The following is a 23,507-nucleotide window of genomic DNA, read 5'->3' as shown; positions in this document are numbered from 1 at the left end:
CGCCATGGACCTCCGTGAGTTGCGCGAGCACGCGACGGAGCTGTTGTTCACCCCACAGGAGCCCGTGCGCTGGCTGGCTCCGAAGGAACTGGCACGGACGGCGGTCAAGGTCGGACTGGCCGCCGTGTTCGCCGACTACGCGGACAAGCGCGAGATGCAGGGCGCGCTCCCGGCCGGGCTCCTGCACGCGCCGTTGGCGCGGCCCGACGCCGAGGAGGCCTGGATCGACTTCGTCGCCGACCTGGGCGACGGCTTCGAGTCGACGTCCTCGGTGGCGCACGCGCTGGCCGCGCCCGAACTCACCGTCGCCGAGGGCGTCTCGTGCCCCCGCGGCTCGCTCCTCGTCCTCGGCGGCGACCAGGTCTATCCGGTGGCGTCGACGACGGCGTACGAGGACCGGATGAAGGGGCCCTACCGCGCCGCGCTCCCGTCGGCACCGGACCGGCCTCTGATGGTCGCGCTGCCGGGCAACCACGACTGGTACGACGGACTCACCGCGTTCCTGCGGGTCTTCGCCCAGGGGCGGCCCATCGGCGGCTGGGAGACCCGGCAGACCCGGAGCTACTTCGCGGTGCGGCTGCCGCACCGCTGGTGGCTCGTCGGCCTGGACAGCCAGCTCGGCTCCTACGTCGACGATCCGCAGCGGCGCTACTTCGAGACCGCCCTCTCGCCGCGGCTGCTGCCGGGCGACAGCGTGATCGTCTGCTCCGCCGCACCCACCTGGGTCAGGAGCGACGAGGATCGCGACGCCTTCAACACCCTCCACTGGTTCGACCGGAACATCATCCGGACGCGGCTCGACCGGGAGAACGGGGAGCACGTGGACACGGGCGCGTCGATCCGGCTGTGGATCACCGGCGACAAGCACCACTACGCCCGCTACGCCGAACGGCTGCCCGAGGACCCGTCCGACTCCGGCGCGACCCTGCCTCCGGACCCCCGGAGACGCCAGATGGTGACGTGCGGCCTGGGCGGCGCGTTCCTGGCCGCCACCCACAGGCTCCCGAAGGAGCTGCCGCTGCCGCCGTCCACCTCGCGGATGCGGGACAGGGACGACCCGCCGTCGATGTTCGAGCTCGCCCCGCACACGTACCCCGACGCGGAGGAGTCCCGCTCGCTCGCCCACGCCATCGCCAGCCCGCGGTCGCCGCACTGGCTCCCGCGGCGCAACCGCGGCTTCGCCGTACTGGCCGGGGTGATGCAGCTGCTGCTCGTCCTGGTGGCGAGCGGTGCGTTCGCGCTGGCCAAGGGCGGGCACCATCCCCTCGACACCGTGCGGATGGCCGGCATCGACGACGTCCTCGGACTGCTCTGCACGAGTGCCGTCCTGTTCGCCCTGCCGTTCGTGTTCGGCCTGGGACGACGCCTGGCGCGCGCCCGGCACGGGCCGCGGTTCGGTCCGTTCGTCGCCGTGCTGCTTCAGCTGGCGGTCACCCTCGGGGTCCTGGCCATCGCCGTCGCCGTGGCCAGTGCCCTGCCGGAGTCCTGGCACGGGGTCTGGCCGCTGCTGATCGCGCTGGCCCTCACCGCGGTGACGGGCGCCTTCTTCGGCTCCGAGCTCTTCGCCCTGTGGGTGCTGTGGACGGACCACGGCCTCGTCGCCGAATGGCAGATGTCCGGGCAGTCCATCGACGACCGCACGGGATTCGTCCGGATGCACCTCGCCCGCGACGGCACACTCACCCTCTACCCGCTGGTGATCGACAGCACCTGCCGGGACTGGGACCTCAGGGAGGTCCCGGACGTCCCGACCGCGTGGCAGCGGCCGGTGCCCATGACGCCGTCGACCGTGCGGCTCGTCGAGGAGCCCGTGGTGATCGCGCGGCACACGGCGCCGGGACTTCCGGACCGACCGGCCGACGCCGATTCCCCCACCGACTGACAGGCCGGGCAGCGCCCCCGGCCCGAGGGGAGCTCGGATCCCCCACGGGGCTCGTACGTCGCGGGGAGCCACCGGTGGCACGTCGGGGCCGTCCTTGGGATCATTTTTCCCGGAGGACAGCCATGGCCCCTGATGTGCACCAGTCCCCGCCGGAACCGGACGGCTCTCCGGGCCGCGAGGAAGCCGAGGATGCCGACGGCCCCAAGGGCGCCGAGGGCCCCGAGCCGGCGACGACCGGCTCCGGGAAGCGCCGCCGGTCGCTCCGGCTCACGCTCCCCGGCTGCTGGGGTGCGCTCCTGCTCGCCTGTCTCTCCTTCACCCCTTCCCTCCTGCCTCGCGGCGGGGTGCTCCAGGGACTCATCTGCGGTATCAGCGCGGCCATCGGCTACGGGCTCGGCGTGATCGCGGCCTATGTGTGGCGCGCGTTCGCCGACCGGGAGGCGCGGGACGCGTCGCGCAGGTCGTGGCAGGTTCTCCTCGTCTGCGCGATCGTGCTGTTCGGCCTGGCGTTCGCCTTCGGCCAGTACTGGCAGCACGAGATCCGCGAGCTCATGGGGGTCACCGACTACGACGTCCTCACCACCATCGCCTGCCCCTTCGTGGCCGCGCTCGTCTTCTGGCTCCTGCTGCTCGCGGGCCGGGGGCTGCGGCGCCTGTACCGGTGGCTCGCCCGTCACCTCCGCCGCTGGATCGGCCCGCGCGCGGCCGGGGTGGTCGGCTGGGTCGTGGTGGCCGCCCTGGCATGGTCCGTGATCAGCGGCGTCCTGCTGGCCGGCTTCGTCAACGCGACCAACGAGGCGTTCTCGCTGCGTGACACGGAGACGCCGGAAGGCGTGCACCAGCCCACCTCCGCACTACGCTCCGGCGGGCCCGGCTCGCTCGTGCCGTGGGACACGCTCGGCTACCAGGGCCGGGCCTTCACCGGCACCGGTCCGACGGCCCCGGAGATCGGCGCCTTCACCCATCGCCCGGCGCAGGAGCCCGTACGGGCGTACGCCGGACTCGCGACCGCCGACGACACGGAGGCCCGCGCCGAGCGGGCCGTCGCGGACCTCCTGCGGGCCGGCGGCTTCGAGCGCGCGAACCTGCTCGTCATGACGACCACAGGCAGCGGCTGGGTCGATCCCGCCGCCGTGGACACGTTCGAGTACCTCGGCGACGGCGACGTCGCCACCGTGGCCCTGCAGTACTCGTACCTGCCGTCGTGGCTCTCCTACCTGGTGGACCAGTCCAAGGCGCGCCAGGCCGGCCGGGAGCTCTTCGACGCGGTCTACGACGTCTGGTCCAAGCTGCCCCAGGACCAGCGCCCGCGTCTGTTCGTCGCCGGCGAGAGCCTGGGGTCGTTCGGCGGCGAGACGGCCTTCAGCGGCGAGTACGACCTGCGCAACCGCACCGCCGGCACCCTGTTCGCCGGTCCGCCGAACTTCAACACCCTGTTCCGCGAGTTCAGCGACCACCGGGACCCGGGAAGCCCCGAGATCGAGCCCGTCTACCAGCAGGGGCGGACCGTACGGTTCACCGACGACCCGACGACCGGGATCACCCCGGAGGGCGCGCCGTGGGACGGCACTCGGGTGCTGTACCTCATGCACCCGTCCGACCCGATCGTCTGGTGGAGCCCCTCGCTGGCGCTCTCCGAGCCCGACTGGATCGGCGAGGCGCCCGGCGGCGACGTGCTCGAGGGGATGTTCTGGATCCCCTTCGTGACCTTCTGGCAGGTCACGGCGGACCTGCCGTTCTCCACGGGTGTGCCGGACGGCCACGGTCACACGTACAAGGCCGCGTACGTCGACGGCTGGAACGCCGTCATGCGGCCCTCGGGCTTCACGCCGCAGGACCTGGACCGGCTGAGGGACATCATCCAGCCGCCGGAGAACTGACCCCCTTGGCCGCCCCGGGTCGCGCGCTCAACGCAACAGGAAGCCGGTCACGTAGCCGAGCGCGTTGACCGCCCAGTGCAGCCCCATGGGGGCCAGCAGGCTGTCGCTGCGGCGTCGTAGTTCGCAGAAGAGGACGCCCGACGCGGCCGTGAACAGTACGGCGCCCGCGATCGCGAGGACGGAGCCGAGGGCGGAGTCTCCCAGGACCGAGGTCAGCGCGGGCTTCGCGGTCGCCAGATGCAGGGACGGCAGGACGTGCCACAGGCCGAACAGCACGCTCGACACGATGGTCGCCCAGACGGTTCCCCGGGCCCGGCGCACCAGCCCGTAGAGCACTCCGCGGAAGGCGATCTCCTCCACCAGGACGGTGCCGACGGGGACCGTCACGAGGACGCGCACCGCCAGTTCGCCCCCGGTCATCCCGTCGTAGCGCCGGTCCTCGAACAGCGAGCGGGTGTCCGGCAGCAGCGCCCCGGCCGCGTAGACGCAGGCGACGAGACCCACCAGGACCAGCGCCCACCTCGCGCCGCGGGCCAGCGTCCCGGGTGCCAGTCCCGCGTCCGCCAGGGTGCCTCCCGCCCAGCGGAGCACACCGAGCAGCAGGGCACTGACGGCGACGGCCGTCACCAGGCGGAGCGGGCCGGTCCAGCGGTGCAGCAGCAGATTCGCCGCGGCGAGGACGACGACCGCGAGGACGAAGGCCGGCCAGGTACCGATCGGCCCGCGCCACCGGCTTCGCTCCCGGTGGGGCCGCTCGGCATGTGGATCGCGGCAGGGCACTGGAGTGGTGACCTCGATTCATCCCCGGCGCATAACGCCATGGAGAAGCACATTTAAACCGATATGTACCATATTCGGTTCCGATAAATTCCCTCCCTGTCACCAACGGGTGATCAACAAGGGGAGGAACGAGCAGGATGAGACAACGGACGTCCGCTCCGAGAGAGCGGCATCCGCTGCCGTCGGCCGGCCGGATGAGGCGAATAGCCCTGGCCACGGCGCTGGTGATGACCTTCGGGTTCATGGAGGGGATGGCGGCCGCGGAGCCGCCGACGGCCCCGGTGGAGGAGCCGCGCGCCAAGGGGCCGGCCGAGGCGGAGGACGCCGCGTCCGCGCTGTTGACGGCGCGCTTGCAGAACCGCCGGATCGAGGTGCTCGGTGAGCGGACCGAGGCGACGACGAGCTGGGCGAATCCCGACGGTTCGATGTCGCTGGAGTCGTACACCGGTCCGGTCCGGTTCAAGGACGACCACGGCACCTGGCGCAAGGTCGATCCGAGCCTGGTCGAGGCTCCGGACGGTGGGGTCCACGCGGTCGCCCACCCCCTGGACCTGACGCTCGCCGGCGAGTCGTCGGCGGCGGAGCGGGCGCGGGTCAAGGCCTCGGGCGGTGCGCCGGGCGGGAAGAAGACGCCCGCCGTGCCGCTGGTCTCCCTCGACAGCGGCGAGGGCCACGAGATGATCCTCTCGTGGCGCGGCGCCCTGCCCGATCCGACCGTGCACGGCACCGAGGCCCGGTATCCGGGTGTGGCGCCCGGTACGGACATGCTGGTCGAGTCGACCCGTACGGGCTTCGAGCAGTTCCTGGAGCTCAAGGACCGCGGCGCGGTCGACGCCAACGGTTCCGTGACGATGACGCTCCAGGCCAAGGGCCTGAGGGTCAAGGCGAACGCGGACCGCTCGGTGTCGTTCCTCGACCCCCGGACCGGGAAGAACGTGGGCGTGCTGCCCGCGCCGGTGATGTGGGACGCGACGGTCGACCCGAACACGGGCGAGCACGAGAACAGGGCCGATGTCGGGCTCAAGGTCGTCCAGAACGGTGCCACGGTCGATCTGACACTGACCCCGGACGCGGCCTTCCTCGCCGATCCGGCGACGAAGTTCCCCGTGACCGTCGACCCGGCCGTGAACATCGGCGCGAGCTTCGACACCTTCGTGCAGCAGGGCTACACCACCGACCAGTCGACCTCGACCGAGCTGAAGCTGGGCAACAACGGCTCGGGCCAGATCGCCAAGTCGTTCCTCGCCTTCCCGATGTCGAAGATCGCCGGCAAGGTGATCAAGTCGGCCGGCCTGAACCTGTGGAACTTCCACTCCTGGTCGTGCAGCGCCCGCAGTTGGGAGGTCTGGGACACGGGCTCCGCCTCCACCGCCACCCGCTACACCGCCCAGCCGAACTGGAACAAGAAGTGGTCGACGTCCACGGCCACCAAGGGCTACTCGTCGACCTGCGCCGACGGCTGGGTGAGCACGGACATCACCAGCCTGGCCACCGCCTGGGCGGGCAACGGCAACGGGACCAACACCCTCGGCATCCGGGCCACGGACGAGACCGACGAGTTCGCCTGGAAGCGGTTCAACTCCGGTAACGCGGCCTCCAACACGCCGTACATCTCGGTCACGTACAACACCAGGCCGGGTGCGGCCGCCCCGCTCTCACCGCTGACCGGTACGGCCACCAACGACACCACGCCGACGCTGTCCGCGAAGGCGACCGACGTCGACGGCAACACCGTCCGGCTGACCTTCGAGGTCTGGAAGTCCGACGGCACCGCGGCTCTCCAGTCCGGCACCTCGACGTACGTCGCCTCCGGCGCCACCGCGACCTGGACACCGGGCACGGCGCTCGCCCCGGGCGCGTACAAGTGGCGGGCTGCGGTCTACGACGGCCAGGACTGGAACGGCACATGGTCGGCCTGGCAGACCTTCACGGTCGACACCACCGCTCCCGGCGCGCCCTTCGTGTCCTCGGCGACCTACCCGCAGGACGGCGCCTGGCACGGCAGCGGCGGTACGGCGGGCTCGTTCACCTTCACCCCGGCCTCCGGCAGCACCGACCTGGCCGGCTACGTGTACTCGCTGGACGGCGCCGCCCCGGTGACCGTGGCGGCGACCGGCGCGAGCACGGTGTCCATCACGCCGGCCGCGGACGGCCACCGCATGCTGAAGGTCCAGGCGAAGGACAAGGCGGGCAACGTCTCGACGGCGGTGCTCTACGACTTCCTGGTCGGCCAGGGCGCCATGGTGCAGCCCTCGGAGGGCGCCGTCAGCGCCCGGCGCGTGCAGATCGCCGTCGACGCGCAGCCCAAGTACACCCGCGTCACCTACCAGTGGCGGCGTGGCCCGGGCGCGAGCGTCTACGACGTGCCCCTGGCCAACCTGACCAAGCAGGACAACACCCCGGTCACCGCCGCCAAGACACCCCTGTCGCAGATCGGCGCGTACGCGAACTGGTCGGTCCTGGAGACCCTCGGCCAGATCGGCGGTGTCGTCCAGGTCCGCGCCGTCCTCCACACGGACAACGACGCGGACACGCCCTACATCAGTGAGTGGCGCGGCTTCACGGTCGATCCGAACGCCGACGGCGCTTCCTCCGACGAGGTCGGCCCCGGTGCGGTCAACCTGCTCACCGGCGACTACTCGGTCGATGTCACCGACGCCGACGAGTTCGGCCTGTCCTCCTCCCGCACCGCCTCCTCACGGGGCACGGACCGCGGCTGGACGCCGCAGGGCCAGCGTCTGACGGCCAACCAGCAGGACGTCTCCACGGACACGACCGGCTTCACCGCCACCACGGCGACGGTCACCCGGGACACCACGATCGGCCAGGACGGCTCCACCGACTCGCTGAAGGTCGTCCCGACGACCAACGCGGCCGGCGACTCGTTCGCCATGGTCGGAGGCGACCAGACCGCCCTCCGGCTGGGCATGAAGCCGGGGAAGACGTACCGGTTCTCCGCGTGGGCCTATGTGCCCTCCGCGACCGGGCTCTCCCCGCAGCACGCCCGTGGCCTGAAGCTGTACGCGGGCTTCTCCACGCCCGGCGGTATCGTCGAGCCGACCTCCCGCAAGGTGCCGTTCACCGACGCCTGGGCGGAGCTCTCGCTCGACTTCACCGTGCCGGCGGACGCGACGACCGCCTTCCTGCGGCTGTACAACGGCTTCCCGGCGAACTCCGGCAAGGCCGTGTACTTCGACCACCTCTCCCTGCGTGAGCTGGTCGCCCCCTTCGGTCCGCAGTGGGCGGGCGGCGCCGCAGGCGGCATCACGGACAACGACCTGCACTCGCTGACCTTCCCCAGCCGTGACGTCGCGGTCATCACCGGCTACGACGACTCGACGACCACCTTCGCCAAGAGCTCGGACGGCTCGTTCAGCCCCGAGCCCGGCTCCGAAGGCCTGGTCCTGAAGGCCTCGGGCAGCGACTACCTGCTGACCGACGACGACGGCATGCTGACCCGGTTCAGGAAGCAGACCGGCTCGGACGTGTACGTCGTGGACTCCGTCTCCGGTACGGACGAGGCCTCGACCAGCCGGTACGTGTACGACACCGTCGACGGCCGCACCCTCGTCAAGCGGGTGATCGCCGAGACCGAGCCGGGCGTCGACGACGGCGGCCAGTGCACGGGTGCCGTCCCGGCGCGCGGCTGCGAGGTCCTGGAGTACGTCTACGCGACGACCACCACGGCCACCGCCGGCACGCCCGGCGACTTCACCGACCGCGTCAAGGCCGTGAAGATCTGGTCCTGGGACCCGGCCGCCGGCGCGGTCGACGCCGTCGACGTGGCCAGCTACCGCTACGACCAGCTCGGCCGGCTGGTCGAGGCCTGGGACCCGCGCAAGGGATCCGCAGGCGACACGGCCGTCTTCAAGACCACGTACACCTACGACGGCGGCAACCGCCTCACCGGGATCGACACCGCCGGTGAACTGCCCTGGTACTTCGACTACGGCCCGGCCGGAGCCGACCAGGACCCGGGCCGGCTGCTCCAGGTCCGCCGCCCCGCGCTCGCGCCGGGCAGCAAGGACGTGGTCGAGGGCGAGACCGCCTCGAAGGTGGTCTACGAGGTTCCGCTGACCCGCGCGGCCGGCGGTCCGTACGACCTCGACGGCCCCAGCGCCGCGAAGTGGGGCCAGGCGGGCGCTCCGACGGACGCGACCGCCGTCTTCGACGTCGAGTCCACCCCGTCCGTGAACACGGCCACGGCGACCACGCCGGGACGGGACGGCTACCAGCAGGCGACCGTCCACTACCTCAACGCCTCGGCGCAGGAGGTGAACACCGCCACCTGGTCGCCGACCGGCGCCGGTGACATCGACACGGCCGAGTACGACCGCTTCGGCAACACCGTCCGCACCCTGGACGCCACGGGCCGGCTCCTCGCGCTCGGCCTCGGCGACGACGTCGACGAGAAGACCGTCGAGTTGGCGCTGCCCGACGACTCCGCCGCGCGTGCGGCGCTGCTTGACTCCCGCAGCGTCTACAGCCGTGACGGCCAGGATCTCCTGGAGGAGACCGGTCCGGTCTTCCGGGCACTGCTGGACGAGGCCGTTCCCGCACAGGCGAACCCGCCGATGCCCGCACTCGCCGTCGGCGCCTCGGTGGTCGTGCGCGAGCACACCGTCCACAAGTACGACGAGGGCAAGCCCGACGGCGCGGCCTACCACCTGGAGACCACCACTCTCGACGGTGCCCGCATCGAGGGCTACACGGACGACGTCGAGGTCCGGGTCACCAAGACCGGCTACGGCACCCCGATCGGCGGCACCTCCGGCTGGACCCTGCGCACCGAGACCTCGGTGACCACGGACGCCGGTGGGGCCGGTCTGACGGCCCTCATCAAGTACGACGCGGCCGGCCGCGCTGTCGAGTCCCGCAGGCCCGGTTCGAACGGTGCCGACACCGGCACGGTGAGGACGGTCTTCTACACGGCCGGGACGAACCCGGACGACGCCGCCTGCGGCAACCGCCCCGAGTGGGCCGGCCAGCCGTGCGTCACCCTCCCCGGCGGGGCGGTCACCGGCGCGGACACGGCGCGCATGCCCGACACCCTTCCGGTCAAGCGGATCACCCGTTACTCCCGATTCGGCGACGCCGAGGAGGTCACGGAGACCAACGCGGGCAAGACCCGCACGTCGACCACCGTCTACGACGCGGCCGACCGGATCGTCTCCACGCAGATCACCGGTGACCTCGGCCAGGACCTGCCCCAGGTCACGACCGAGTACGACCCGGTGGCCGGCAACGCGGTCAGGACCACGGCCGGCGGGAAGACCGTCACCCGGGTCTTCGACGCGCTCGACCGTCTGCTCTCCTACACGGACGCGGACGGCGGCACGACCACGACCGAGTTCGACCGCTTCGGCAAGCCGGTCAAGGTCAGCGACGACACCGGCTACACCACCTACACCTACGACCGGGCGCAGGAGCCGCGCGGCATGGTCACCTCGGTGACCGACAACATCGCCGGCACCTTCACCGCGAAGTACGGCCCGGACGGCCAGCTCGTCGAGCAGACCTACCCCGGCGGCTACGTCCGCAAGGACAGCTTCAACGCGAGCGGCGCGGCCACCGGCCGTACGTACACCCGCGTCTCCGATAGCGCGGTCGTCTACGGCCAGCACCTGGACATGACGACCCAGGGCGCGGTCGCCGCCGACACCAACTCCACGGACAGCAAGGAGTACACGTACGACCGGCTCGGCCGCCTGACCAAGGCCGTCCAGAACACCACCGCCGGCTGCACCACCCGCGCCTACGGTTTCGACGAGGCCGGGCGCAGCATCACCGGCCGCATGAACCGCACCTCCAAGACGGTCTTCGCCGCCGCCGAGGACGGCTCCTGCACCAGCACCGGCGGCACGGTCACGGCGAGTTCGTACGACAGCGCCGACCGGCTCCTGACCGACGGCTACACGTACGACGCCTTCGGCCGCACCACCGCCACCGGCACCGGCTCGGCCAACACCTACTGGGACAACGACCTCGTCGCCTCCCAGACCGTCGGCGACAAGCGCCAGACCTGGAGTCTCGACCCCGCCCACCGCTTCACCGCCTTCACCACCGAGGTGAAGCAGGCCGACGGCACCTGGGCGAATTCCAGCAGCAAGCTCAACCACTACGGAGACGACTCCGACGAGCCCCGCTGGATCATCGAGGACACCACTCAGGGCACCCTGACGCGCAACGTCTCGGGCCCGGACGGCGACCTGACCGCCACCACGTCCGCGACCGGCGACATCGCGTTGCAGTTCGCCAATCTGCACGGCGACGTGGCCGTCTCCCTCGACACCGCGACGACCACGCCGAAGGTCTTCACCTTCGACGAGTTCGGCATCGCCGCCGAGGGCCAGGCCGTGCAGCGGTACGGCTGGCTGGGCGCCAAGCAGCGCTCCTCCGAGGCCCTCGACGACGTGGTCCTCATGGGAGCCCGCCTCTACAGCCCCGCGCTCGGCCGTTTCCTCCAGGTCGACCCGCAGCCCGGAGGCAACGCCAACCCGTACGACTACTGTGCGGGCGACCCCGTCAACTGCACCGACCTCGACGGCAACTGGGGCTTCAGCTTCAAGAAGATGTTCAAGCGCGTCGCCCGCGTCGCGGAGATCGCCTCGTACATCCCCGGCCCCATCGGCAACATCGCCTCCGCCGTCGGAGCGATCTCCTACGCGGCCACCGGCAACTGGCGCAAGGCCGCCGAGATGAGCGTCGGCATCGCCTTCGGCTCCGCCGGGCGTCTCGCGGTGAGGGGCTTCAAGGCAGCGCGCGGCCTGCGCAAGGCGAGCCGCGTCAAACGCTCCTACTCCCGGGCGAAGCGGGTGTTCCGCCGAACCGGCTGCCGCCGCTGGAACTCCTTCACCCCGGACACCCCGGTCCTGATGGCCGACGGCAGTTACCTTCCGATCGGTGCCCTCGTCCTCGGTGACCTGGTGCTGGCCACCGACCCCGCGACCGGAGTGACGACGGCGGAGCCGGTCGTCGAGGTCATCTCCGGATTCGGCACCAAACACCTGGTGGAGATCGACACGGATCTCGATGTGTCGACTCCCCCGCTGGTGGCCACGGCCAACCACCCCATCTGGGTCGTGGGCCGAGGATGGAGCGACGCCTCCACCATCGCACCGGGTGAGGAACTGCTGTCGCCGGACGGTTCGGTCTCCGCCGTCACCTCGGTCCGGGATCTGGGTGAGGTCGAGGACCGCCTGGTCCACAACCTCAACGTGGGCAACACCCACACCTACACCGTGTCCGCCGGTGGCGGCTCCGACGTCGTCGTGCACAACTGCAGCGGTGGCGACTCGGAGTTCAGGACGATCCACCGGACGAACCGGGCCGCGTTCCGCGCGGCGAAGCGGCAGTGGGGTGTGGCCGCACGGCATCGCCCCACCAAGCGGTGGAAGAACCCGGACGGCCGCGGCTACATGTACCAGGTGAACGGGCGCAACGTGATCATCGTTCACCAGAAGGACAAGGGGAAGCGCAACCACTGGGAAGGGGGGATCTGGGGAGGCGGCTACAGCGGCAACACCAGGAACCCCAAGATCCGGAACGGCAAGGGAACGGCGAACGCCAAGACCAGGCATGGCTACGGCCGGTGCCCGGTCTGCCGCCGATGACTCGATAGATTGACCCGGGTGGGGCCCCAGGCCCCACCCGGTTTCGTTTCGCACCACGGTGAGGGAAGACATGACGGATGAATCCGGAAGGCGCGCCGCCGCCTCGGACCGCCGCGAGGCAGCCCGTCGGCAGCAGGAAGCAGACGCCGTGGTGGCGGACCTCCGCGCCTGGTGGGAGGAGAGGTTCAGCCTGCCGATGCGCCTCGTCGGCGTGACCGACGAGCGGGAGGCCCCGGACAGCGACGTCGTCCAGGGCCTGGACAGAGAACCCGACGCGGTGACCCCGACGTCGGAAGCGGACGAGGTGGTCGCCTCGCTGCTGGCGGGCATGACCGGGGACACGCTCCGCTTCCTCTTCAGGGAGGGCTCCTACCTGATCGCCTGGGACCTGAGCCCGGACATCTTCCGGGAGCACTGGAGGGAGTTCGTCACCGAGGACGGAGGTCTGTGCGAGGTGGCCGACCTCGAAGGCCGGGTGCGCGCCCACCTGGAACGGGACACGGACTTCTCCGCCGAGACGTCGGGGCAGGACATGCTGCTCCTCTGGTCCGCCTCCTGACCGGACGTACGGCCTCCGGCCCCCGCTGACGGGGCAGTTGTCCGTGAACCCTCCCGAAATTGTCCGTGATCGGTAACGGACGCATCCGCAGGCCGCCCGGCGTCGTCCTGACACGTGGTCGCACCGCGACCGGGAGCCGGTGAGAACTGCGGGAAAGAGTGGGGCGGGCGGACATGGCGCGGCACAGTGGTGGGCGGAGCTGGTACGGCAAGCTGGTCGGGGCGGCGCTGGGGGTGACGCTCCTGGCAGCCGGAGCCTCGGTATGGACCGCACAGGCCGGCCCCACGAGCGACTCGCCGCCGAAGGCGAGCGCCCCGGCCACGCCGCGCGCGGTCGTCAAGCCGGTCGCGATATCCATCGCGCACGCCTCGGAGGCCGGCGCGCGGGGCGTCAACATCACCATCGACGACGGCCCCGACCCCGTGTGGACCCCTCAGATACTCGACGTGCTCAAGGAGTACGGGGTGAAGGCCACGTTCTGCATGGTGGGGACGCAGGCGCGGGCCCACCCCGACCTCGTCAAGAAGGTCGTCGCGGCCGGACACCGGCTGTGCAACCACTCCGTCTCGCACGACACCGCCATGGACAAGGCCTCCGAGGCCTACCAGAAGCAGCAGATCCTCGACGCCGAACGCATGATCACCGAGGCGTCCGGAGGTGTACGCCCCGTCTACTACCGGGCACCCGGCGGAGCCTTCACCCCGTACAGCCGCAAGCTCGCCGCCTCCCGCGGCATGCGCCCGCTCGGCTGGAACGTCGACACCAAGGACTTCGAACGCCCCGGCACCGCCGCCATCATCGCCACCGTCGAACGCGAGCTCCCCAACGGACCGACGCTCCTCTTCCACGACGCGGGCGGCGACCGCTCCCAGACCGTCCAGGCCCTGCGCAAGCTCCTTCCCCGACTCAAGGAACAGGGCCACATCTACGGCTACCCCGTCCGCTGAACCCCACCCCGGAACCCTCCGCCCCACCTCGGCCCCGACAGCTCGTCGCTAGGCTCCGAGGCGGGTGCGGCAGGCGAGGGCGATGGCTTCGGCGATTCCGGGCATGTCGGGTCGCCAGGTCGGGTTGCAGTTCACCTCGCACACGGTGAAGGAGCCGTCCGCTTCGAAGAGGAGATCGACGCCGGCGACGCCGAGGCCGATGGCGTCCGCCGCCTCGACGGCCAGCGCCTCCGCGGCCGGGTACCGGCCTGTGCAGACGGTGTGGGTCCCGCCCTGCGCCAGATTGGAGACGAGACGGTCGTCGGAGGCTGTGCGCACGGCGGCGGCCACCACCCGGCGGTCGACCACGATGACGCGCAGGTCCCGGCCGTGGGAGTGGGCGACGTACCGCTGGAGGAGATACGGGTGCCGGTCGTCCAGACTGCCCACCACGGCTCGCAGCGACGTGTCGTCGGTGGAGAGGAAGACCCGCCGGCCACGGTGGCCGCGCACGGCTTTCACCACGCACGGCTGCGGCACACCGCTGTCGAGCACGTGCTCCAGTGGCGCGTCGGTGTGGGTGCGGGTGTCGGGGACGGGGATGCCTGCGGCGGCGAGCTGTTGCAGGTGCCAGAACTTGTTCACCGCCGCCAGGACCGCCTCGGCGGGGTTGATCAACTGCGTGCCCATCGCGGCCAGGTGCCGTAGCAGGGTGACTTCCCGGTCGGTCGACAGCTGAGGCGTCGACAGACGGGCGTAGGCCACGGCGGGTGCGGGGACGCGTCGCCCGCTGGTGTCGGCGAGTGTGAGCCGCCCGCCTTCCACACCGAGTACGAGCCGGCTGCTGCGGACGACCGCGGCCCGGTCCCCGAGCTCCGCGGTGAAGGAGGCGATGAGCGAGGACGTGACCGGACCCGGGTTACCGCCGCCGGCGCCGTCCACGCCGGGGCTGAGCCCCGGACACAACAGCAGCCACGCGCGTGCCTCGTCCACCGCCGACATGCCCGTCCCTTCACCCACGGGTGCCCCCTGCCAGTCACGACAGATGATAGGGCGAGCGTCCGTCGACTTCCGTCGGAACTGTCCGGCGCCGCCTATTCGCTCAAGAAGCGCGCCAGTACGACCACCGACAGCAGGAGACCGGCAACGGTCATCACTTTGGCTGCCGTCGGTCGGCGTCGCGGGTCCGCCCCGGCGGCCAGCCAGAGCTGCAGCACCGAAGGGAAGAAGAGGAACATCCCGGCCATGGCACCCACAAAGGTCCAGGGCAGCAGCAGCACCGAAACGACGGCGATGCACCAGCCGAAGCCCGACGGCCGGGCGTGGAGCAGCAGCGGGAGGGCAGCCACCCCGGCGGTCACGAGAGCCAGGGAGAGGATGTCGTACCCCTGACCCGACCAGGAGATCAACGGGATCAGCGGAGTTGTCGCGGCGAGCAGCACGAGGCCGAACTGCCACGGGTGCACACCTTCTCGCGCAGCGGCCTGCATGACCCACCCCCGACTCCGAAGACTTGAACGCGTTCAAACTACCGTAGCAGTACCCATGCAAGGCGAGGCGCCCTCCGGTCTTTGGCCAATTTGCGGAGGAGGCCTATGCGCGCAACGATTGTGCTATGTGCGACAGGTTGCCGACCGGCTGTAATGCGCCGGAGCGCGACTTCCTCGCGATCTCGCCAGAGGCAGTGCTTCAGCAGGCGATTCCGACGGTCATTCCCGAGCCCCTTACGGCGGGCCAAGAGCCTGGGGTCGTCGGCGGCTGAGGCGGGTCGGGACTTCATGTTCCCTGGGCTGCAGGCAGGCGGTGACCCTCCACGGCATCGGCAAGAGAGCAGCTGTCTCCCACTCGCCATTCGACGACCACATGCCCCAGTGAGGTGGAATCATGTCCGACACATACCGGCTGCCTACCCCTGAGCTGCCTCCGCCCGGCCTGCGCAGCGCCGAGATCCCCAACTTCGGGCCCGTCATCGTTCCCCCCTTCGTCGACGTCCCGGAATTCAGCCAGTACCTCACCCCGGCGGACACCAGCCCCGTCGAATTCGAGACGCTCGAACCCAGGGTCACCGACGAGAGCCGACAGCAGGCCGTGGACGTGGCCCTCGCCTCCGACAGGACCTCCGGAAGGCTGGAAGGCAAGCGCTACGCCGTGCTGGAGGTGGGAACGCGATCGCTGGATCGTCAGACCGACCACCCCTTGGTGATCATCTACAACTACACCGACGACGAGGTCGTCGAAGTGACGATCGATCAGGTCCGCAGAGCGGTGCACGAAGTGACCGTGGAGAACTACCAACCCCCGCTGACCGACTCCGAGCACAGTCAGGCGTTGGAGCTGGTGCGCGACGGCAATCAGCTGACCGAGTCGGATGTCGACCTCTCCACCGGCGTGGGACTGATCGTCGAGGATGTGAACCTTCGCAGTCCTCGTTACGGGCACCGACTGGTGGACCTGCGCTTCGGCCCCGAGAACCAGTACCTGCCCACGGCCTTCGCCATCGTCGATCTCAGCGACCAGGAGGTCGTCCGGACGGGTCTCGTGTCGCAGGAAGGAGGGGCGTCATGAGCGTGTCCGGCCAGGTGAATTGGCCTCCAGAGGCCCCTGTGTGGAATTTCACGTGGGAGGTCAACGACGGTGACAGCGAGGCCATCGCGTTCCGGAACATCAACTTCCGGGGCAAGAAGGTGTGCCACAAGGCGAGCCTGCCGATGATCCGTGTCCGCTACGACTCGGGCGCCGGCCCCTACAAGGACCCGCTGAGCATCGGAAACATGCAGGGCCCGGTCAAGGTCTACGAGCACAACCAGTCGGGCTACCGCCACCTGGTGGTGGAGAGCTACCACCGGATCGGCCAGTACCACCTCGTCAATCGATGGTTCTTCCGCAGCGACGGGCTCATCCTGCCCCAGCTTCACAGCGCGGGCCTGCAGCACCCCGCCAGCCATCAGCACCACGTCTACTGGCGGTTCGACTTCGACATCGACGGAGCGGCCAACAACCTGGCACTGGCACACGTGGCCACCGGTGGAAACTGGGGTTACGGAACCGGTTGGATGCCGCTGCCGCGTGAGACCTGGCAGGCGACGAGTGCGGCCACCGGGTGGGCGGTACTCAACAAGGGGACCAACCGTGGGTACCTCATCGACCGCGGCCCGCACGACAAGCCGTCCGACGCCTTCGAACCCGGGGACATGTACGCCACCGCGTACCACGGAACGGAAGACCTGAAGGGGCGTCTGGGCACCGCCTACTCGTCCCAGATCTCCTCGCATGTCAACAACGAGAACATCGACGGACAGGACCTGGTGCTCTGGTACATCGCCCACCTGCACCACATCTACCACGGCCCCGAATTCGAGTGGCACGTATGCGGGCCGCTTCTCTGGCCGCTCCGCTACTGACCTCGACCCTTCGTGACGGCCCGCCTGAGCAAACCGACGGACCGTCACGAAAGTGGTGGACACCATCGGGCTCCACGGAAGCCGCGGCTTCGGCCGTCTCAGGCGAAAGGATCGGTGAGAACCGTGGAAGCGGATCTTATGCATCACGTCCTGGAAAAATTGCCGATGTACTCGGACGAAGAGCCGATGGGCGGCTTCGTTCGAGGGCGAGCACTCAGCCGCACGGAGAACGCTGTCCACGTTGCCTCGCCGTACGGCATCGTCGAAGTGCCGCTGGCGATCGTGACGCATTGCGCCTCGCGACCGAGCGACCCGACCTTGGTGACGCTGCAGCTGTCCGACCCCGCCGCGGTTCGGATCGTCTTTCCTGTCCGCGTGCCGGGCTACCCGGAGACACTGAGCCGCGACGGGCAGCTGGCGCGGGTGCGCCTGCCTGGATCGAAGGGCTGGTTCCTTCCCAGCAGCCTGCTCAGTCACGGTTCGACCATGACCGAAAGTGACGGAGTGGACACCGCGACCGTCTGCGGTGAAGTCGGCGAGGATGCGACGGATGACCATACTCACCGCCCGAGCACTCACGACGACCCCCCGCCCGGGATGGGGTGGTGACATCGTGAGCGGGAAGAGGGAGCAGGCCGGGCGCGACGACGGGCTTTCGAGCCTGTTGGGACACCTTCCCACGCTTCCTTCCGCTCGGGGACACATGGCCGTCATCAACTGCTTCCTGGCCTCTGCCGACGATCAGCAGCTCGTTCTCGTCGTCGGCCATCTGCGTTTCACACTGCCTCGTCAGTCCGTGGTCAAGGTCGAGTCCATCGAGACCGAGCCTGATCGGGTGACGGCGCCGGCCGTCCGCGTCACCGTGGCGCTGCCGCTGACCATCCTGGACCTCTGCGAGAGCATGCCGGAGGACATCGTGCGCCGCTCGGACCGGCCGTTCGCGATAGCCACCCGGCCGACGCCACCTGACTACAGCCACCCTCAGGGATATCGGGACATGGAAGCGGCGTTCCTCGACGCTCGGGGCATCCGATGACACATCCCGTGATCGGGATCCTGGCGCCCGAAACCGATGTACATGCACTGGCCGTCGCCAGGGAGGTCGCCCGGCTCGGCGGCGACAGCGTCATCCTCGACACACGGCAACCGCATGAGCAGACATGGCAATGGCACGTCGGTACGCCGCCGACCGTCAGGACGCGTCGCGGTATGACGGTGTCCGTCACGGAGTTGGGCGCCATCTGGCTGCGCCGCGCCTACCCGGCGCAGCCGCCCGACTTCGTCCGCCATCCCGACGACCGGAGCTTCGCTCGCAACGAATGGAGCCACCTGCTCGATGCCGTCCTCGCCGACACACCGGCAGTGCTGGTGAACCGACCGGACGCGGACATCGAGGCTGCCAAGCCGCGGCAACTGGAAGCGGCGCTCCGGTCCGGCCTCCCGATTCCCGACACGCTGATCAGCAACGACCCGGCGCAGGTCGTCGAGTTCGTGGAGCGGCACCATGGCAAGGTCATCCACAAAGCCATGTCCTCACCTCGTCACCTCATGCTCGACACGCGTCGGTGGGACCCGGCGGACACGCGCCGGCTCGAGACGCTGCCCATCGCGCCCGTGATCTTCCAGGAGGAGATCACGGGCGCCTACGACATCAGGGCGACGATCGTCGGAGACAGGATCCTGGCGGCCCGGTTCTCGACGGCGGATTCGCCCGTCGACACGCGACTGGACCTCGCCGTACCGTGCGAGGCGTACGAGCTTCCGGCCGGGATCCACGCGGCGCTTCTCCGGTTCATGGCAGAACTGCGCCTGGACTTCGGTGCCGTGGACCTCAAGGTCGACGACGACGGCCGTCACGTCTTCCTGGAAGTGAACCCCGGTGGACAGTTCCTCTTCGTCGAGATCCTTGCCGGAGTACCGATCTGCGAGGCCTTGGCACATTTCCTGACGTCAGCGTCAGCATCACGCCCGTTACGGCCTGCCGGCAAGCGGGCGGGTGACACCGGACAACCGACTCATCGGGAGTGAGCCATGGGCCTCATCCACATCGAGCTGTTCGCGACCCTCGACCTCGTCGGGCAGGCACCCGGCGGCCCCGACGAGGACCCGGTGGGGTTCCCGTTCGGCGGCTGGCAGGCGCCCCTGCTGGACGAGGTCGCCGGGGCACAGATCGGTGCCGCGTACGAGGGCACGGACGCCCTCCTGCTCGGCCGGCGGACCTACGACATCTTCGCCGCCTACTGGCCTCACCAGCGGGGCGGCGCGGACAGCGAGATCGCCACGCTCTTCAACGGCGTCCCGAAGTACGTGGCCTCCCGCGGCACGCCCGATCTCTCGTGGGCCGGGTCCACACACCTCGGCCCTGATCTCGCCGCCGCGGTGCGCGAGATCCGCGACCGGCACGAGCACGTGAAGGTCGTCGGGAGCCTGAACCTCGTGCAGACCCTCCTGCGCGAGAGGCTCTTCGACCGTCTCGACCTCTGGCTGCACCCGATCGTGCTCGGCGTCGGGAAGAAGGTCTTCGACGACGGCGCGGTGCCCACCAGCCTCACGCTCCTCGAACCCCCGGCGGCCGGCCCGAAGGGCGCCGTGTACCTGCGTTACGGGCTCGCCGACGGCACGCCCGCCACGGGAGACATGAGCGCACCCGATCGCGGTGTCGGAAGCGACACCTGAGTCCACCCCGTGGCTGGTGGCTCCGGGCGGCGGTCGGTCAGACCGGACGCGGGATGTACGCCAGACCGTGCGCGCCGGGCTCGCCGAGCCTGTCGATGTCCAGCCGGGCCAGGCGGTCCAGCGTCTCCAGGTCGACGACGTCGACGGTGGAGGAGACGACGCAGGCGACATAGGCGAGTCGGCCGTCGGGGGACGAGGTGATGGTCAGCGGGAAGAGGCCGACCTCGAGCGCGCCCAGCTGCTTGCGAGTGTCGGCGCAGAACACGGTGAGGCGGCCGGGTGCGTGGCGTCCGAGCCGGGAGGCCGGGTCGGGATCCATCCGTACTTCACCCGCGAGCAGCCTGCCCGTCGACGTCAGGTGCACCGGCAGGACGATGTCCGCGGTGGGCAGGGTGTCGACGACGGACGCCGTCCGGGTGTCGATGACGCGGATTCCGGTGGGCGGCCGCTCCTCTGCGGGGCCGGCGAAGTTGCCGTAGGGCGCGGCGACGAAGACGTGCGTGCCGTCGGCGGAGACGGCGAGGCCCTCACTGCCCGGCACCTCGACCTTGGCGGTGAGAGTGCCCCGTTCGAGGTCGGCGATCGACACGAACGGCGCTTCCTTGTTGGTGGCGTAGCCCCTCCGCCCCGCCGGGTCGATGGCGAACCAGTGCGGGCCGGGTGCGTCCGTGTCGATCCTGCCGCGGGGCCGGCGGGTCTCCGTGTCGATCAGCACGACGCCGCCGGGCCGGTCGTCCGTGCTCTCCACACTGACGTAGAGGCGACCGCTCGCCGCGTCCAACGCCAGTCCGTGCGGACCGTGTTCCGGGGCGAGGTCGACGATCTCGACGATCCGGCGGGTGTCGGGGTCGATGACGGCCAGTTCGGTGCGCCGGCCGCCGTTCGCGTGGTAGTAGCCCGAGTGGTACGTGAGGGTGCACCACAGCAGTCGCCGCGTCGGGTCGAAGCACAACTCGTGTGGCTCGGCAGGGACTTGTACGTCGCCTAGGTGCAGGTCGGAGGCGGCGTCGAAGAACGAGACCGTCGGTCCGCTCTGACTGACGACGGCCAGGACGTCGCCTTCCCGGCCGGCACGGGGGGACTTGTGCACAGCGGCTCCTTGAAAGGGTGAAGGGGATGCCCGTGCGTCTTCGCGGGCATCCCCACTCTCCGCTCCGGGGCATGTCGCAGCAATGCAAAGATGGGCACACAATCCTTGACTCAGGCGTAAAGATGCAGTTCAGGAGAGCTCGATGGATCTCAATCTGCTGCGCATCCTGGACGTCCTGCTCCAGGAGAACAGCGTGACCCGCGCGGCGGAGCGTCTGGGCACCTCGCCCGCGGCGGTCAGCCGCAGCCTGGCCCGGCTCCGCCGCGCCGTCGGCGATCCGCTGCTGGTCCGGGCCGGCCAGGGGATGGTCCCGACCCCGCGCGCCGTGGAACTCCGCGAGGAGGTCGGCGCGTTGCTGCGGGGCTGCGACGACGTCCTGCGGCCCGGTCCCGGTTTCGATGCCGTGCGTCTCCAGCGCACCTTCACGGTGCAGGCCGCCGACCTGCTGCTGGTGGGACTGGCGGGGAGCCTGTCGGAGCGGATCCACGCCGAGGCCCCGCAGGTGGACGTCGTCTTCCTGCCGGAGGCGATGGAGGGCGGCCCCGGGCTGCGGCAGGGCTCGGTGGACGTCGAACTGGGCGTCCTGGGACACCTGGACCCGGAGATCCGGACCCGGCAGCTCACGCGCATGCCGCTGGTCGGCATCGCCCGCAGCGGTCATCCCCTCTTCGACGGGCGGATCGACGCCCGCCGGTTCGCCGCGGCCGACCACATCGGCATCTCCCGCCTCGGCAAGCGCCTCGGGCCCATCGACAGCGCGCTCGCGGAACTGGGGCTGCGACGCCGGACCGCGGTCGTGGTGCCCAGCCACACGAGCGCGATGATGCTCGCCCGGGACACCGACCTCGTCGCGCTCAGCCTGGCCGACTGGCTCCCCGACACCCTCGCCGCCATGGGACTGCGCACGTTTCCCATCCCTCTCGACCTGGCACCCCTGGACCTCGGGATGGCCTGGCACCCCCGCAACTCGACCGATCCGGCGCACCGCTGGTTCCGCGAACACCTGGCGGCCGCCGTCCTGGCCCCGACGGGCCCGGAGACGACTGTCGCCCGCACCGCCGACTGACCTGGTCCCGTGCGGGCGGGCGCCTGCTCCCCGGTGGCGGCCGGAGTCCCGGGCGGATGTTTGGCGTGCTCGCGGGCGGTGAGGCGTAGGGGACGGGCCTGTTCGACTCGTCGACTCATCGATTGGGGAGCACATGGAGAGCGTTGTCCGGCTGGCGATCTCCGTCGGCGGCTCGGCACTGGTGGCCTTCGTCGTGTGCCGAGCGGCGGACCTGCTGGCGCGGTTCGCCGACGCGCGGCATCCGGAGACCCCGCTGTGGGGGCTGCTGCGCCGCTGTCGTACGCCGCTGTACGTCGTCCTGCTGGCCGCCTTGCTCAGATGGACCTATCCGGTGGCGGCGGGCCGGGGGCCGGCGATGCATACGGAGGCGGTGAACCGCGTCCTGCTGTTGTGCCTGATCGGCGCCGGCGCCTGGCTGACGGTACGGACGGTCGCGGCCGTCGTCGAGTCCACGTACGCGCGGTACGCGGGGCGTTCACGTGACGCCGCACGGCTCCGCCGCGTCCGTACGCAGGTCACGCTGATCATGCGGGTGGTGTCCGTCGCCGTCGGGGTGCTCGCCGCTGCCGCGGCCCTCGTCACCTTCCCCTCCTTCCGTACCCTCGGCACGTCCCTGCTCGCCTCGGCCGGCATCATCGGCATCGTGGCCGGCGTGGCGGCCCAGTCGACACTGAGCAACCTCTTCGCCGGTTTCCAGATCGCCTTCGGTGACATGGTCCGCATCGGCGACACCGTCGTCGTCGACGGCGAATGGGGTGTGGTGGAGGAGGTGACCCTCACCTTCCTCACGGTCCGGACCTGGGACGAGCGTCGCGTCACGCTCCCCGTCTCGTACTTCACCTCGCGGCCGTTCGAGAACTGGTCGCGCGGCGGCGCGGAGATGACGGGGTCGGTCTTCGTCCACTGCGACCACACCACACCGGTCGCACTCGCCCGGGCGCACCTCCAGGAGTTCCTCACCACGTGCGACACCTGGGACGGGCGCGGCTGGGACCTCGCCGTCACCGACACCTCGCCGACCGGCATCACCGTGCGGGCGATCGTGACCGCCAAGGACGCGGACGACCTGTGGACGACTCGTTGCGCCGTACGGGAGGAACTCGTCGGCTGGCTCGCACGGGAGCATCCGGGCGCCCTCCCCAGGGTCGTCACCGCTCCCGCGGCGCAGCAGGCGGAAAGGGATCGTTAGGCTCCACGACATGTGGCCACGGATCAATGACATGCGGACGCTTGAGCTGGGCACTCCTGGCAGCCTTCGCGACAGGCTCAGCGCACTCGTGCTCGCGGGCACGAAGACCGCCACCGCCACCTTGCTCGCCGAGTACGCCGAAGAGGAGGAGGCCCTGGAGACGCCCGGAGAGGTCCTCGCCCTGCTCGACAGCCACGGTACGGTCCTCGCCGAACTCCGGGTCACTGCCGTGACGACCGTGCCCTTCGGCGAGGTGCCCTGGTCCTTCGCCGAGGCCGAGGGCGAGGGCTATACCGACGTCGCCCACTGGCGCCGCGTCCACGCCGACTACTGGCAGGACAGCGAGGGCCGCGTCGTCACCGACGACACCCCCGTGGTGTGCCTGCACTTCACGCGCGCGACCCCGGCGTCCGACTGATCCGGCTGACCCGTCGCGCAGAGGCTT

Annotated in this window: 18 protein-coding genes; 14 read left to right on the top strand and 4 right to left on the bottom strand. The window is 70.3% G+C overall.

Features of this window, described 5'->3' with window-relative positions; genetic code table 11:
• Positions 1–4: 4 nt before the first annotated feature.
• Entirely contained in the window at positions 5–1,882 is a 1,878-nt protein-coding gene (locus tag SGA01_RS06335) for a hypothetical protein (protein WP_141294142.1), read from the top strand.
• A 122-nt stretch (positions 1,883–2,004) separates the two neighbouring features.
• Positions 2,005–3,762, top strand: coding sequence for an alpha/beta hydrolase (locus tag SGA01_RS06330; RefSeq protein ID WP_141294140.1), 1,758 nt, complete (start codon positions 2,005–2,007; stop codon positions 3,760–3,762).
• Between the two features lie 27 nt (positions 3,763–3,789).
• On the opposite strand, the gene SGA01_RS06325 is transcribed toward SGA01_RS06330, so the two are convergent.
• The gene (locus tag SGA01_RS06325) at positions 3,790–4,542 is read right to left on the bottom strand and encodes a CPBP family intramembrane glutamic endopeptidase (protein WP_141294138.1); all 753 of its coding nucleotides are present in this window, start codon (positions 4,540–4,542) and stop codon (positions 3,790–3,792) included.
• A gap of 194 nt (positions 4,543–4,736) precedes the next feature.
• Here SGA01_RS06325 and SGA01_RS42560 point away from each other — a divergent pair, with 194 nt between their 5' ends.
• The 3 genes from SGA01_RS42560 (at position 4,737) to SGA01_RS06310 (ending at position 13,661) form a co-directional block, all read left to right on the top strand.
• Entirely contained in the window at positions 4,737–12,155 is a 7,419-nt protein-coding gene (locus tag SGA01_RS42560; RefSeq protein WP_141294136.1) for a DNRLRE domain-containing protein, read from the top strand.
• Between the two features lie 70 nt (positions 12,156–12,225).
• Complete coding sequence (locus SGA01_RS06315; protein ID WP_141294134.1) at positions 12,226–12,714, top strand: hypothetical protein; 489 nt, start codon at positions 12,226–12,228, stop codon at positions 12,712–12,714.
• Between the two features lie 173 nt (positions 12,715–12,887).
• On the top strand, positions 12,888–13,661 hold the full coding sequence (locus tag SGA01_RS06310; protein ID WP_141294132.1) for a polysaccharide deacetylase family protein: 774 nt from the start codon (positions 12,888–12,890) through the stop codon (positions 13,659–13,661).
• A 48-nt stretch (positions 13,662–13,709) separates the two neighbouring features.
• Here the strand turns inward: SGA01_RS06310 and SGA01_RS06305 are convergent, their stop codons facing one another.
• Both SGA01_RS06305 and SGA01_RS06300 read right to left on the bottom strand, forming a co-directional pair.
• Positions 13,710–14,660, bottom strand: a complete 951-nt coding sequence (locus tag SGA01_RS06305) for a RimK family alpha-L-glutamate ligase (protein WP_141294130.1) — start codon at positions 14,658–14,660, stop codon at positions 13,710–13,712.
• A 74-nt stretch (positions 14,661–14,734) separates the two neighbouring features.
• Positions 14,735–15,130, bottom strand: coding sequence for a hypothetical protein (locus SGA01_RS06300; protein WP_141294128.1), 396 nt, complete (start codon positions 15,128–15,130; stop codon positions 14,735–14,737).
• A gap of 394 nt (positions 15,131–15,524) precedes the next feature.
• Here SGA01_RS06300 and SGA01_RS06295 point away from each other — a divergent pair, with 394 nt between their 5' ends.
• The 6 genes from SGA01_RS06295 (at position 15,525) to SGA01_RS06270 (ending at position 19,717) form a co-directional block, all read left to right on the top strand.
• Positions 15,525–16,205: a hypothetical protein gene (locus tag SGA01_RS06295; protein ID WP_141294126.1), complete on the top strand. Its 681-nt coding sequence runs from the start codon at positions 15,525–15,527 to the stop codon at positions 16,203–16,205.
• A 38-nt stretch (positions 16,206–16,243) separates the two neighbouring features.
• Positions 16,244–17,041 carry a hypothetical protein gene (locus tag SGA01_RS06290; protein ID WP_141294124.1) on the top strand — a complete coding sequence of 266 codons (798 nt, stop codon included), beginning with the start codon at positions 16,244–16,246 and terminating at the stop codon, positions 17,039–17,041.
• Positions 17,042–17,164: 123 nt separating this feature from the next.
• Positions 17,165–17,650: a hypothetical protein gene (locus tag SGA01_RS06285; protein ID WP_141294122.1), complete on the top strand. Its 486-nt coding sequence runs from the start codon at positions 17,165–17,167 to the stop codon at positions 17,648–17,650.
• Positions 17,651–17,744: 94 nt separating this feature from the next.
• A complete protein-coding gene (locus SGA01_RS06280; protein WP_141294121.1) occupies positions 17,745–18,077 on the top strand; it encodes a hypothetical protein in 333 nt (110 codons plus the stop codon).
• A gap of 8 nt (positions 18,078–18,085) precedes the next feature.
• Positions 18,086–19,069, top strand: a complete 984-nt coding sequence (locus SGA01_RS06275; protein ID WP_141294119.1) for an ATP-grasp domain-containing protein — start codon at positions 18,086–18,088, stop codon at positions 19,067–19,069.
• Between the two features lie 3 nt (positions 19,070–19,072).
• The gene (locus SGA01_RS06270; RefSeq protein ID WP_141294116.1) at positions 19,073–19,717 is read left to right on the top strand and encodes a dihydrofolate reductase family protein; all 645 of its coding nucleotides are present in this window, start codon (positions 19,073–19,075) and stop codon (positions 19,715–19,717) included.
• Between the two features lie 37 nt (positions 19,718–19,754).
• Here SGA01_RS06270 and SGA01_RS06265 read toward each other — a convergent pair whose 3' ends face one another.
• Positions 19,755–20,807, bottom strand: a complete 1,053-nt coding sequence (locus tag SGA01_RS06265) for a YncE family protein (protein WP_141294115.1) — start codon at positions 20,805–20,807, stop codon at positions 19,755–19,757.
• A gap of 142 nt (positions 20,808–20,949) precedes the next feature.
• Here SGA01_RS06265 and SGA01_RS06260 point away from each other — a divergent pair, with 142 nt between their 5' ends.
• From SGA01_RS06260 to SGA01_RS06250, 3 genes are all read left to right on the top strand, one after another.
• On the top strand, positions 20,950–21,873 hold the full coding sequence (locus tag SGA01_RS06260) for a LysR family transcriptional regulator (protein WP_141294113.1): 924 nt from the start codon (positions 20,950–20,952) through the stop codon (positions 21,871–21,873).
• 133 nt (positions 21,874–22,006) lie between these two features.
• Positions 22,007–23,062: a mechanosensitive ion channel family protein gene (locus tag SGA01_RS06255; protein WP_141294111.1), complete on the top strand. Its 1,056-nt coding sequence runs from the start codon at positions 22,007–22,009 to the stop codon at positions 23,060–23,062.
• A gap of 31 nt (positions 23,063–23,093) precedes the next feature.
• The gene (locus SGA01_RS06250; protein ID WP_218037817.1) at positions 23,094–23,480 is read left to right on the top strand and encodes an ASCH domain-containing protein; all 387 of its coding nucleotides are present in this window, start codon (positions 23,094–23,096) and stop codon (positions 23,478–23,480) included.
• Positions 23,481–23,507: the final 27 nt, after the last annotated feature.

Origin of the sequence: Streptomyces gardneri (genome assembly GCF_006539185.1) — a bacterium.
Lineage (GTDB): Bacteria > Actinomycetota > Actinomycetes > Streptomycetales > Streptomycetaceae > Streptomyces > Streptomyces gardneri.
The sequence above is the reverse complement of the archived record's forward strand: the minus strand, read 5'-3'. Positions and strand labels throughout refer to the sequence as shown.